Annotated in this window: 10 protein-coding genes and 1 pseudogene; 6 read left to right on the top strand and 5 right to left on the bottom strand. The window is 60.3% G+C overall.

From position 1 onward, the window contains the following. Positions 1–11: 11 nt before the first annotated feature. The 3 genes from groL to NKI59_RS30325 all read right to left on the bottom strand — a co-directional run bounded on the left by groL (position 12) and on the right by NKI59_RS30325 (position 3,087). The gene (groL, locus tag NKI59_RS30315; RefSeq protein ID WP_352708304.1) at positions 12–1,655 is read right to left on the bottom strand and encodes a chaperonin GroEL; all 1,644 of its coding nucleotides are present in this window, start codon (positions 1,653–1,655) and stop codon (positions 12–14) included. Positions 1,656–1,705: 50 nt separating this feature from the next. Then, positions 1,706–2,020, bottom strand: a complete 315-nt coding sequence (locus tag NKI59_RS30320) for a co-chaperone GroES (protein ID WP_352708306.1) — start codon at positions 2,018–2,020, stop codon at positions 1,706–1,708. 629 nt (positions 2,021–2,649) lie between these two features. Further along, a complete protein-coding gene (locus NKI59_RS30325; RefSeq protein WP_352449982.1) occupies positions 2,650–3,087 on the bottom strand; it encodes a hypothetical protein in 438 nt (145 codons plus the stop codon). A 411-nt stretch (positions 3,088–3,498) separates the two neighbouring features. On the opposite strand from NKI59_RS30325, the gene NKI59_RS30330 reads away from it, so the two are divergent. The 6 genes from NKI59_RS30330 to NKI59_RS30355 all read left to right on the top strand — a co-directional run bounded on the left by NKI59_RS30330 (position 3,499) and on the right by NKI59_RS30355 (position 9,877). Continuing rightward, positions 3,499–3,873 carry a DUF1488 family protein gene (locus NKI59_RS30330; RefSeq protein ID WP_023676577.1) on the top strand — a complete coding sequence of 125 codons (375 nt, stop codon included), beginning with the start codon at positions 3,499–3,501 and terminating at the stop codon, positions 3,871–3,873. A 50-nt stretch (positions 3,874–3,923) separates the two neighbouring features. Next, on the top strand, positions 3,924–4,109 hold the full coding sequence (locus NKI59_RS30335; protein ID WP_023676578.1) for a DUF3606 domain-containing protein: 186 nt from the start codon (positions 3,924–3,926) through the stop codon (positions 4,107–4,109). Positions 4,110–4,480: 371 nt separating this feature from the next. Further along, positions 4,481–5,137, top strand: coding sequence for an ABC transporter ATP-binding protein (locus NKI59_RS30340; RefSeq protein ID WP_352708308.1), 657 nt, complete (start codon positions 4,481–4,483; stop codon positions 5,135–5,137). Next, positions 5,137–7,545: an FtsX-like permease family protein gene (locus NKI59_RS30345; RefSeq protein WP_352708328.1), complete on the top strand. Its 2,409-nt coding sequence runs from the start codon at positions 5,137–5,139 to the stop codon at positions 7,543–7,545. Before NKI59_RS30340 ends, NKI59_RS30345 begins: the two co-directional genes overlap by 1 nt. After that, positions 7,535–8,590 (top strand): lipocalin-like domain-containing protein, encoded by a 1,056-nt coding sequence (locus tag NKI59_RS30350; RefSeq protein WP_352568983.1) that lies wholly within the window; start codon positions 7,535–7,537, stop codon positions 8,588–8,590. The genes NKI59_RS30345 and NKI59_RS30350 overlap by 11 nt, the downstream gene beginning before the upstream one ends. A gap of 1,026 nt (positions 8,591–9,616) precedes the next feature. Further along, positions 9,617–9,877 carry a pyocin activator PrtN family protein gene (locus NKI59_RS30355; protein WP_352449984.1) on the top strand — a complete coding sequence of 87 codons (261 nt, stop codon included), beginning with the start codon at positions 9,617–9,619 and terminating at the stop codon, positions 9,875–9,877. Between the two features lie 682 nt (positions 9,878–10,559). Here NKI59_RS30355 and NKI59_RS30360 read toward each other — a convergent pair. Then, entirely contained in the window at positions 10,560–10,901 is a 342-nt protein-coding gene (locus tag NKI59_RS30360; protein ID WP_352708310.1) for a transposase domain-containing protein, read from the bottom strand. Between the two features lie 649 nt (positions 10,902–11,550). After that, positions 11,551–12,043 (bottom strand): annotated as a pseudogene (locus tag NKI59_RS30365) (IS66 family transposase); the annotation flags it as partial. Positions 12,044–12,106: the final 63 nt, after the last annotated feature.

The following is a 12,106-nucleotide window of genomic DNA, read 5'->3' on the forward strand; positions in this document are numbered from 1 at the left end:
TCAGGCGCCGCTCAGTAGTCCATTCCGCCCATTCCGCCCATACCTCCTGCGCCACCCATAGCGGACGCATCCTTCTGCGGAATGTCCGCGATCATTGCTTCAGCGGTGATCAGGAGCGCGGCAATCGAGCCGGCATCCTGCAGGGCCGTCCGAACGACCTTGGCGGGGTCGACGATACCGGCCTTGATCATGTCGACGTAGATCTCGTTCTGGGCATCAAAACCCTGATTGTGATCCTTGCTGTCGGCGAGCTTGCCGACGACGATCGAGCCCTCGACGCCGGAATTCTCGGCAATCTGGCGGATCGGCGCTTCAAGTGCTCTCAGCACAATCGAAATACCTGCCGTCATGTCAGCATTCGCGCCAGTAAGCTCAGTCAAAGCTGCCTTGGCGCGCAAAAGCGCAACACCGCCGCCGGCAACGATGCCTTCTTCCACGGCTGCACGAGTGGCGTTCAGCGCATCATCGATGCGGTCCTTCTTTTCCTTGACTTCCGTCTCGGTCGCGCCGCCGACGCGAATGACAGCAACGCCGCCAGCCAGCTTCGCCAGCCGCTCCTGGAGTTTCTCCTTGTCGTAATCCGAGGTCGTTTCCTCGATCTGCAACTTGATCTGCTGGACGCGCGCCTGGATGGTGGCTTTCTCGCCGGCGCCGTCGATGATCGTCGTCGTATCCTTCTCTATGAGCACGCGCTTAGCCCGCCCGAGCATGTCGATGGTGACGTTCTCGAGTTTGATGCCGAGATCCTCGGAAATCATCTGGCCGGCGGTGAGCACGGCAATGTCTTCCAGCATCGCCTTGCGCCGGTCACCGAAGCCTGGCGCCTTGACGGCCGCGACCTTGAGGCCGCCGCGCAGCTTGTTGACGACCAGCGTCGCCAGCGCCTCGCCTTCGACGTCTTCCGAGATGATCAGCAGCGGCTTACCGCTTTGAACCACAGCTTCGAGGATCGGCAGCAACGCCTGCAAGTTGCCGAGCTTCTTCTCATGGATGAGAACGTAAGGGTCCTCCAGCTCCGCGCGCATCTTCTCGGCATTGGTGACGAAATAGGGCGAGAGATAGCCGCGGTCGAACTGCATGCCTTCGACGACATCGAGTTCGGTTTCGGCTGTCTTGGCTTCTTCGACGGTGATCACGCCCTCATTGCCGACCTTGTTCATCGCCTTGGCGATCATGGCGCCGACCGACGCGTCGCCATTGGCGGCGATCGTACCAACCTGGGCGATCTCGTCCGAAGATTTGACTTTCCTGGCCCTGGTTTGAATGTCCTTCACCACAGCAGCCACAGCAAGGTCGATGCCGCGCTTGAGATCCATCGGGTTCATGCCCGCGGCAACGAATTTGGCACCTTCGCGCAGGATGGAAGCGGCCAGCACCGTGGCTGTCGTCGTGCCGTCGCCGGCAAGGTCGTTGGTCTTCGAGGCCACTTCGCGCACCATCTGGGCGCCCATGTTCTCGAACTTGTCGGCAAGCTCGATTTCCTTGGCGACGGCGACACCATCCTTGGTGATGCGCGGCGCGCCATAGGCCTTGTCGATGACGACATTGCGGCCTTTGGGGCCGAGCGTCACCTTGACGGCGTTGTTCAGAATTTCGACGCCGCGAAGCATCCGGTCGCGGGCATCGGTAGCGAATTTGATTTCCTTGGCAGACATGATTTTACGTCCAGTTCAGTCTTGAAATTGCGGGATCGGAAATCGCCCGGTCAGGCGGCTTTCTTGGCCGCTTTGGTCTTCTCGACGATGCCCAAAATGTCGCTCTCCTTCATGATCAGGAGGTCCTCGCCATCGATCTTGCCCTCGGTGCCGGACCATTTGCCGAACAGGATGAGATCGCCGGCCTTGACGTCGAGCGGGATCAGCTTGCCGCTCTCGTTACGCGAGCCCGGGCCGACGGCGATCACTTCGCCTTCCTGAGGCTTTTCCTTGGCGGTGTCGGGAATAATGATCCCGCCCTTGGATTTGGTATCGCCTTCCGCGCGCCGAATGACGACGCGGTCGTGGAGTGGTCGGAATTTCATTGGGGTTCTTTCTGCCGCCGCACATAGAGCGACTGCAACACTTAACATAGCCCCTTTGGCACTCGAATGATAGGAGTGCCAAATTTTTAATTCCTCAACCGAAAATATTTGAAATGTAAATCAGTCGTTGTTACCGGCGCTTTTGGCCATCCGAAAGGCGGAGCCATAAGCAATTTTATTGTAATTCATCCCTCTTACTTTTGCCGACAACAGACTATATTAACCCGCAATTACGCACCAAACCTATTGAGCCTTGATTGAATGTTTATATACAGTTCGCGAAAATTTGGCACGATTTGGCTTTCCCGGTCCCGATCGACATAGGTCCGCGACCTTCGACCCACCATGAAGCACCGAATTTTCGACGGCGAATGTATAGCGCTTATCCGGCGCGCATGTCGCTCTGTTCGAGCCTTTGAACCACGGCGCTGACCACGGATGTACTGGCAGCATTGGGATCTTTCCGGTTCGGATGGAAAAGATGCAGGAGGGGCGTCGGCGTGCTCCTGCGGAAAGCCGCACCCCCTCATGCAACGCAGCCTCCCCGCGTGGGGAGCGGTTGCCTGCGCTACGGCGGCGGCTTTCCATGCGAGCCGCTTCAAAAATGATGCTGCGAAACGGCGCTGGCTTTATCCGACGAACGCCTCACGCATCCGAGCGAACATGCCGGGCTGTCTCCCGGCAATCGCCGCACGGATGTGACGGGCGGCCGTTGCGGCGGTCACCGTCGCGCCGAAATGGCAATAGCAGATGATCTCATGCAATTGCCTGTCGGTCAGTTCGAAGAACCGCTTCGCTTCGCCGTAGTTGTCGTTTTCCAACCCGGCGGCGCGGAGGACAGGATCCTCGAAAGCGACTGAGATCGGCGAGCCGTCGCCGCGCATGGCCCCGCGTGCTCTAACCGGCTGATACTCGGTCTGGTGCAGCGTCGAGAGGCGCCGGTCAGGGTTCCGTTCAAGGAGCTCCGCCCAGTGTTCAAGACGCTCGCTGCGCGACATGGCCTGGCGCGGGTAGGCCTGATCGATCTCGGCGACGATCTGCAGTTGCTCGATCGTCTGGTGTTTCATTTTGGCCTCCTATTCGGACGATAGTTGGTCCACCCATATCCTTCTTATGCCTGCGGCCAGCGTGACTCCAACCGATCGTGAAGTCCAATCACGATGATGCTGGGAGGGCTTCCCCCACGAAAATGCGGAGGCTTCGCAAAGATCCGGCCATTAATTTGGCGAACGCGGTCAAATGCGCGGCTGTTCGACGATGTCGGTCTGGAGTCCGTGCCGATCGAGGTGATCGACGGGCAGAGTCTGTGCTGGAGTAGCCCGGCTCCATCGCTGGCCGGGCAGCGGGATCAAGCGAGTGGCAGTTTAGCTTCGAAACCGCCGTAATTCTGAACGCGCACAATGCGAAGAGACGCAAGGCCGCGAGCCTGCAACAGACGTTCGCTACGCGGTTCTTGACGGCTTGAGGTATGTTCAACCTTGGCGCTGACTTTTCCGAACCGAAGCCGCAGCTACGACGAGGCCGGACAATACCTCCATTTTCTCGGCTACGATGGCATGTTTGAAATGCCGTTCTTGATTGAGATTGAAGCGCTCGCGAACGCAAAACCGGAAGCAGCCACAGCCGAAGCGGGTTATTTGGCGACCTTCGATGCATCAAGGGACTCCATTCGTGATGTCGCGCGGAAAGCTTCCTCCCACGGCCGCAAGAACGTGTACCAGCCCAGAAGACCTCGACGCTTCGAACGGCGGACGAGCAAAGCGTTCCCCGTAAGGGATCGGCTTATCCCTGCGACCGCGGAGTTGTGCGGTTTCGACATGGTTGGCGACTACGTCCTTGTCCCCGTCGATTAGAGGATTATCCTTGACACGTTTGGGCGAGGCGATCGCCCATGGAGGTTGTCATGGCAGACGACAAGTCAAAGCGTGGTCCGCAAGACAGAGCACGGGTCGACGGTGGCGAAGACTATGAAGTCGGGTACCTCATGAAGAAGCACCATCTCGAACGGGCTGATGCCCTCAGGCTGGTAAAAAAGTATGGAAACAACCGCGCAAAGATCGAAGAGGAACTCTTTGCCCGAAAGGTTTGATCGCGTATTCCCGTGAGGCTGGCATAGAGCCAAGCACGCCTGAGTGTGACCAGGCTGCAGGCATAATCATGGCGCTTTTCAGCAACGGCATCGGGACTGCTGAGGAATTGAAGGCAGCGCTCCAGTTCCGTTTGGAGAGTGAGTTGCGACGGCACGGTCAACGCCTATCCCGCCTAGCTGAGAACCGCTCTAGATCGTAATTGTACATCGAATTCCAAGTGGAGGTCGCGTTAGATGCAAAACGCGAGCCTCTGAAGAAAACCATTGTCCAATTAAGGCAGTGGGTTTGGAGGCTGTATGAAAGGGGTCGTTGTTTGGCGCTATTTCACTGGCATGCCGTGTCAGAAGCACGCGGGCCTCCGGGGAGTAACATGCTGCTGAGGCTGGACCAGATCGACAAATTCTACCCCACTGGCGAAGGGCCGTTGCATGTTCTGCACGGGATCGATCTTTCGCTGGAGGCGGGCAAGAGCCTTGCGCTGACCGGCGAGTCTGGCAGCGGCAAGAGCACGCTTTTGCACCTCGTTGCAGGGCTCGACAGCCCTGATGCGGGAGAAATCCACCTTGGCGGTACCAATATTGTGGGGCTGAACGATACGGCCCTTGCCGCCCTGCGGCGGGGAACAGTCGGACTTGTGTTCCAGCAGTTCAACCTGATCCCTTCGCTTGATGTGGCAGCCAACCTTGCCTTTCAGGCTCGACTTGCCGGCCGTCCTGATCCGGCGTGGCTGAAGGTCCTTGCTGAACGGCTGGGCCTGGCCAAGGTCCTAACGCGCTACCCTGAACAGCTGTCGAGTGGGCAACAACAGCGGGTGGCGATTGGGCGGACCCTAGCCGTTCGGCCCCGGCTGGTTTTGGCCGATGAGCCCACGGGCAATCTCGATGAGGCAACAGGGGACGCTGTACTCGATCTTATGCTGTCGCTGGTGGCTGAAACGGGTGCCGCCCTGTTAATGGTTACCCATTCCAACCGTCTGGCAAACCGGCTGAACACCCACGTTCACCTGCACGCGGGACGGCTGGCTTGATGGTGTGGACCGGGTTGTCAGCGCTCTTGTCGCATTGGCGCAGGCGGCCTGTCCAACTGGCGATGCTGCTTTTGGGGCTATCGCTGGCAACGGCGTTGTGGTCAGCGATTCAGGCGATCAACGGTGAGGCGCGGGCGAGCTATGACCGTGCAGCGGCGATCCTTGGGCAGGACCGGCTCGCGCAACTGGTGCGTGAGGACGGGACCCGGATGGATCAACAGGTGTTTGTGAGACTGCGGCGAGCAGGCTGGCTGGCTTCGCCGGTGATTGAAGGTGAAATGCGGTTTGGGGATGTGCGGTTGCGCGTCCTCGGCATTGACCCACTGACTTTGCCGCCGCAGGCGCAGCAGGTGGATGTTGCAGTGGGTGATGAGCTATTGCCGTTCATCACGGCGCCCGGGGTGCTCTATGCAACTCCGGAAACCGCGGCACGACTAACCGAGCAAGCAACACCTCCCGTGCGCGTGGCCGAGGGTTTGCCGCCTGGCACAGTCCTCACCGACATCGGGCAGGCGCAGGTCTTGCTTGGGGCAAAGGACAAGATCTCTCGTCTTTTGCTCTGGCCGGACCAACCGATTGGCCGTGCCCCTCTAGAGGTGACAGCCCCCGGCCTGACCCTGCGCGAGCCGAGTGAAACGGGGGATCTTGCCAGGCTGACCGACAGTTTTCACCTGAACCTGACGGCTTTCGGTTTTCTTGCCTTTGCGGTGGGGCTCTTCATCGTGCATTCCGCCATCGGTCTGGCTTTTGAACAGCGCCGCCCGGTGTTTCGCACGCTGCGCGCACTGGGCTTGCCGGCCCGCGTGCTGGTCCTTTTGCTGATCGCCGAGCTGCTGATCTTCGCCCTCCTCGCGGGATTGGTGGGCGTGGCACTTGGCTATGTAGTCGCCTCGGCCCTTTTGCCCGACGTCGCCGCCACCCTGCGCGGACTTTACGGGGCCGATGTGCCGGGAACGCTGTCGATCCGCCCCGCAGTGTGGGCAGCGGGGCTGGCGATCGCGGTAATCGGCACGCTGGTAGCGGCCGCACAAAGCCTCTGGCGGCTATGGCACCTGCCGCTGCTTGCGCCGGCCCAGCCTCGGGCCTGGGCGCGGGCTTCAGAGCGGGCCCTGCGCGCGCAAGGCGTGGCTGCGATGGTGCTCCTGTTGACGGCGGCGGGAATTGCACACTTCGGATCCGGCCTCGAGGCGGGCTTTGCGCTTCTGGCGGCACTGCTGATGGGGGCGGCACTGGCGCTGCCGCTCGTGCTGACGGGGATATTGCACCTTGGCGGCCGCTTGGCGCGTGGACCATTGGCTGAATGGTTTTGGGCCGACACGCGTCAACAGCTTCCCGGCCTGTCATTGGCGCTAATGGCACTGCTGCTTGCGCTGGCCGTCAATGTGGGCGTCAGCACGATGGTGTCGAGCTTTCGGCTGACCTTCACCGGCTGGCTCGATCAGCGTCTCGCCTCAGAGCTTTACGTGACCGCCCGCACCGAAGCAGAGGCCACGGCGATACGCGACTGGCTGGCCCAGCGCAGCGACGCGGTCCTGCCGATCTGGAGCATTGAGGGCCGGGTCGCAGGCCAGCCCGCGGCAATATACGGCGTGGCCGATCATGGCACCTATCGCGACAACTGGCCGATCCTCTCTGCAGTGCCGGGGGTGTGGGACCGGATCGCCACAGGCGACGGCGCCCTGATCAACGAACAACTGGCGCGGAGCCAGGAGTTGGGCTTAGGGGACCAGATCACGCTGCCCGGTGGCTGGCGGGCCAGCATCGTCGGCGTCTATGCCGACTATGGCAACCCGATCGGCCAAGTGATCATCGGGATCGACAAACTGCTCCAGCACTATCCTGACGTCTCCCGCCTGCGCTATGCCATTCGGATTGCCCCCGGCAAGGCCGAAGCACTGGCTGCGGGTTTGCGGGCGGAATTCGGGCTGCCCGCGCAGAACGTGATTGACCAGGCCGGGATCAAGGTCTTTTCGCTCAAAGTGTTTGAGCGCACATTCAGAGTGACAGCCGCGCTGAATGTGCTGACGCTGGGAGTCGCGGGGCTGGCGATGTTTGCGAGCCTCATGACCCTGTCGGGGATGCGCCTACCGCAACTGGCGCCGGTCTGGGCCATGGGTCTGCCCCGCCGCCACCTCGTATGGCTGGAGCTTTGGCGCGGCTTGTTGTTGGCAGCCTTGACCATGCTGGCCGCTCTGTCTGTAGGTATCGGGCTCGCCTTTGTTCTACTGGCGGTGGTGAATGTGGAGGCTTTTGGCTGGCGTCTGCCGATGCACCTTTTTCCCGGTGACTGGGCGCGGCTGGCGGCGCTCGCGTTGCTGGCGGCCGGACTTGCAGCCGCCGTGCCTGCCTGGCGGCTGGCGCGTCTTTCGCCATCGGATTTGCTGAAGGTATTTGCACATGAGCGTTAGAGCATTGCTGATCTACATGAGCTTGGCCGCACCTGCCTTTGGCCAGGGTTTTGCTGGGCTTGGCACAGAGGCTGACGGGTTTTCAGTGCCGCAGCCGGGGACTGCATTCAACTTTCCGGCAGACCACGGCCCGCACCCCGGTTACCGGATCGAATGGTGGTATTTGACGGCCAACCTGCAAGCTGCGGATGGAGCGGACTATGGCGTGCAATGGACTCTTTTCCGATCCGCCCTGGCCCCGGTGGAGCGGTCCGGCTGGTCCAGTCCGCAGCTTTGGATGGGCCATGCCGGGCTGACGACGCGAACGCACCAATTCGTGGCCGAACGGCTGGCACGGGGCGGCATCGGCCAGGCGGGGGTTTCGGCTGCACCCTTTGCGGCCTGGATTGACAACTGGCAGATGGCAGGTCGGGCCCTGCCAGAGGCGGATGCGCTGTCGGCGCTCGATCTGCACGCGGCGGGACAGGCGTTTTCCTACGAACTGGCACTGGACGCCAAAGGCCCTCTGGTGCCGCAGGGAGTGCAGGGCTACTCGGTGAAATCCGAGAAGGGGCAGGCGAGCTATTACTACTCGCAACCATTCTACCACGTGACCGGTACACTGACCCTTCCGGCGGGCGTGATCGCGGTGTCCGGTCAGGCGTGGTTGGACCACGAATGGTCCTCGCAGCCGCTGGCTGAGGATCAGACCGGGTGGGACTGGTTCTCCTTGCATTTCGACAGCGGCGAAAAGATGATGGGCTTTCGCCTGCGCGACGGAGGCGCGGGCTTTACATCGGCCACATGGATCAAGGCCGACGGCAGGCCGCAGCCGCAGGCCCCCGGCGCGCTAAGGGTGACGCCGCTCGAAACGGCGGCAGTCGCGGGACGTAGCGTGCCGATCCGCTGGAGGGTGCAATTGCCGGAAAACGGAGTGGATGTGACCATCCGGACGCTAAACCCAGAAGCCTGGATGGACACACGCTCTCCCTATTGGGAAGGCCCGATCCGATTTGAGGGCACCCATGCCGGGCGCGGCTATCTCGAGATGACAGGCTATGAGTGACTGGAGGACACTGCTCAATCGCGAGATCGCGACGGTTGGCGAATTGCCGAAAATGGAGAAGGTTAGTTTCCAGCGCCCTTCCCTCTACCACCCACCTCAAACCCACTATCTCAGGTAATGGCTCTGGCGATGTAGCGGTCCTGCGCCGCCACCTACCACTACATGGCTCCGAATTGCGGATCGATGTTGCGTGGCCGGAGATGGGCGCGCATCTGCGTAGTGCAGAGTTGCCGCGAGCGTGTTTTCCGATTTCTACGTCGAAGCACCACCGCTGCACGCGTCAATCTTGTCGGTGTCGATCTCCATGCCAAGCAGTCTAACACGCGAAACGGCGTCTGCCGCGGTCCACACCGGATGGTTACACTGCACGGCGCATTCTGCCGATGATTGAGGTTCATGAAGGCCTTCCCGCAAAATATGCGCCTTAATGCCCGGCCTCACGGCCTCACGCAATCCAGACATTTTCAACTCGCCACACGAAAAAACCGCCTCGGTTAGACCGAGACGGTTATCGTACTATGACAGAAGTGGTTGCGGGGACACGCAACCACCGATACCGACATCATTAACGTGACGATTTGACAGGTCCAGGCCAGCATTGCAGGGAGGCGACTTGGTGGGCTCGGAGGGATTCGAACTCCGCGCTTGGAAAAGCGTCCCTCTCGTCTTCACCGTGCAGGCCGCTTACTCTGGGCGGCAGAGTGCGCTTCCGCGCTTCGCCAAACCTGCCGTGGGAAAAGCCTTGCCGTTTTTTCCGGCGGGGCTTTGATCAGATCGCGACTATTAGTGATTTATGCTGGAACTGGTTGCGGAGGTTGGAGTCGGACCGATTTGCGCCGATTAAGAAGCCCGTCAGCAAACGAACTCGGTCACAGCACTGTATTGGCGGTATCCCTCTAGCGACTTGAACGCCCCGGCCGTTGCTTAGGTCGCGCCCACCCTTTTGCACGCGCCCCCTGCCCGGCCGTTGAACCCGTTGGGCGGCTTGCTAGTCTGCCAAGCTCCTAACAGGGATAGCAACCTGGAATGAACACAGCACTGCTTTTGATGGCTCAGTATGGTGGCAAGGCCATCATCCCGATCGATGAGGTCTGCCGAGACTATTTCTCCCACCTGACGCCGCCGAAGTTGGTCCGAAAGATTTCCATGGGGGAAATTGCCCTTCCGCTCGCGCGGATCGAGGACAGTCAGAAGTGTGCCAAGGGCGTCCATCTCGCCGATTTGGCCAAATACCTTGAGTTCCGGACTGAGGCTGCGAGAAAGGAAATGAGGGGTCTCACGGAGTAGCGAGGGAGCGTGAACGAGGTTTCGTTCAGCCCTCCCGTACACAGCCGCCCGCGGCTTATGGCCTGATGAGCGACGAACTGGATCAACCGTTTCAAGGCCGGTACTGCATTTGGTACAGCACCACTTCAACAAAGACGCGTAATCGACTGTCTGAACTGCATGTTTGTTGGGACTGCGTCCCATCTGATGTTGGACACGATAGTACAACTTTGCAGTATCAAACGAGGCGTTTCGCGAAATGATCCTACAGAACACGCACGTGTCCCTGCGACGAGCCGAAGCAGCGCACCGGCTGCGTGGAACACGCTGACGGGAGGGGCCTGAAAAAGAAGATTATTAGTCGGCTGCCGAGGTCATTATGAATTCAAATGCCGTCAGCTATTTGTACAGTTCTGGCTTACTCATTGCGCCAATAACTGCCTTTCGCCCTTCTGATAGTGATTGCAGACCCGCCTCGGCGGCGATTGCAGCCCGGTATCCGTCCAGCAGCTTGCTCCGGCCGGAATTCCGCTGAGTATTGAATGGATCCAGGCCTGGGCCTGCAGGCGATAGGCATCGGTGAAGCGAGGACGCCAGTCCGCGGGATAGGCCGTTCCTCGCGACAGACCCGAATTGATCTCGGTGCGCAGGGGCGAAAGCAGCGAGACCGTTGCGGTGGAAGCGTAAGCGCCTCGCGGATCGCCTATGGATTTGGGCTTGACGTTTTCCGGAATCGCCAGGGCATGAGTTCCTCGATCTGGGTTTGCGGATGGCCGTTGATGATGGCGTCGAGGGTTTCGGCGAGGTAGGCGACCGGGTTGACGTCGTTGAGCCTGCAGGTGGCCACGATGGAGACGAGCAGCGCCCAGTTGTCGAACGTAGTGCTGTGCTGCGATTGTCGACAGTGTCCCAGGAGCCTCTTAGGGACTATTGCCTCCAACGATCCGTTGCTTTCCCCACCCCAACTTTCAAAATTGTGGTAAAGTCTCGACGTTGTTATTGGCTTTGAGCGAGCGGTGTGAGGGCGCTGGAGGCTACCATGCACTTCATTAAGCTCCTGGTTGGCTCAGCAATATTGACAGCATCGGGGGCAGCGTTTGCGGCAGAGGAGGTGTCTGTCGAGAGAGGACGGCTGGTTTCCATCGTCGGCAGCTGTCACGACTGCCATACTGACGGCTACAGGGAAGCCGAAGGCGCACTCGACCCCACCAAGGCATTGAGAGGGAAAGTAATAGGTTGGCGGGGGCCGTGGGGCACAACCTATGCAAGCAATCTGAGATGGAGCGCGCAAGACCTTAGCGAAGACGGGTATGTAACCTACATCAAGACACTTCGCACATTGCCGCCGATGCCTTGGTACAACGTTCGCGTCATGCCGGAGAGCGACATTCGGTCATTCTATCGATATGTGAAGTCGCTCGGTGATCCCGGCGCCTTCCTCCCGAGAACGGCGAGACCGGGGGAAGAGCCGAGGACGCCCTTCGTCACGCTGGAGCCACCGCAAATGCCGAAACCTTGTTCACGCGACCTGGACTGCGGCGTGGGCGAAGTTTGCTCGGCCGCACCAGTCCGCCAATGCGTTAAGAAGTAGGCACCCTGGGCAGCGGCCCTCTTAAGACAGCCGACCCCAATTACGCGGTAGGGCGAAACCTTAAGTTTCGGAATAGTAGCGAACGCCGCCCTCGGGCCAGACGTCAAGTCAGACCGTCAATGATAAAACTTAGGGTGAGCGCCTCGCGGATCGCCTGTGGATTTGGGCTTGACGTTTTTCGGAATCGCCAGGGCATGAGTTCCTCGATCTGGGTCTGCGGATGGCCGTTGATGATGGCGTCGAGGGTTTCGGCGAGGTAGGCGACCGGGTTGAGGTCGTTGAGCCTGCAGGTGGCGATGGAGGCGAGCAGCGCCCAATTTTCGGCCCCGACTTCGTGACCTGCAAACAGGGCATTTTTTTCTGGTGAGGCATACTGGCCTGATCGCGTTTTCGACCGGGTTGGTGTCGAGTTCCAGGCGGCCATCGTCCAGGAAGCGGGTCAGGCCTTGCCAGTGGCCGAGCCCATGCCGGATGTCTTCGGCCAGGCCAGAGCCGGAGGAGATCATCGATAGCTGCTTTTCGAACCATGGTTTCAGGGCAGCGATGACGGGCGCGGAATGCTCCCGTCGGGCGGCAAGCCGGGCTTGAGGTGATGCGAGCATCCGCGCGTGATCCGCACCCATTACCCCTACGCCGATAATTCCAACGCGTATACTCAA

Source organism: Mesorhizobium sp. M0598 (genome assembly GCF_040320865.1).
Lineage (GTDB): Bacteria > Pseudomonadota > Alphaproteobacteria > Rhizobiales > Rhizobiaceae > Mesorhizobium.

What these genes read in the sequence shown, in the direction of transcription:
- groL (WP_352708304.1), bottom strand. Translation starts at nt 1,655, where the DNA reads ATGTCTGCCAAGGAAATCAAATTCGCTACCGATGCCCGCGACCGGATG.
- NKI59_RS30320 (WP_352708306.1), bottom strand. Translation starts at nt 2,020, where the DNA reads ATGAAATTCCGACCACTCCACGACCGCGTCGTCATTCGGCGCGCGGAA.
- NKI59_RS30325 (WP_352449982.1), bottom strand. Translation starts at nt 3,087, where the DNA reads ATGAAACACCAGACGATCGAGCAACTGCAGATCGTCGCCGAGATCGAT.
- NKI59_RS30335 (WP_023676578.1), top strand. Translation starts at nt 3,924, where the DNA reads ATGGCAGACGACAAGTCAAAGCGTGGTCCGCAAGACAGAGCACGGGTC.
- NKI59_RS30340 (WP_352708308.1), top strand. Translation starts at nt 4,481, where the DNA reads ATGCTGCTGAGGCTGGACCAGATCGACAAATTCTACCCCACTGGCGAA.
- NKI59_RS30345 (WP_352708328.1), top strand. Translation starts at nt 5,137, where the DNA reads ATGGTGTGGACCGGGTTGTCAGCGCTCTTGTCGCATTGGCGCAGGCGG.
- NKI59_RS30350 (WP_352568983.1), top strand. Translation starts at nt 7,535, where the DNA reads ATGAGCGTTAGAGCATTGCTGATCTACATGAGCTTGGCCGCACCTGCC.
- NKI59_RS30355 (WP_352449984.1), top strand. Translation starts at nt 9,617, where the DNA reads ATGAACACAGCACTGCTTTTGATGGCTCAGTATGGTGGCAAGGCCATC.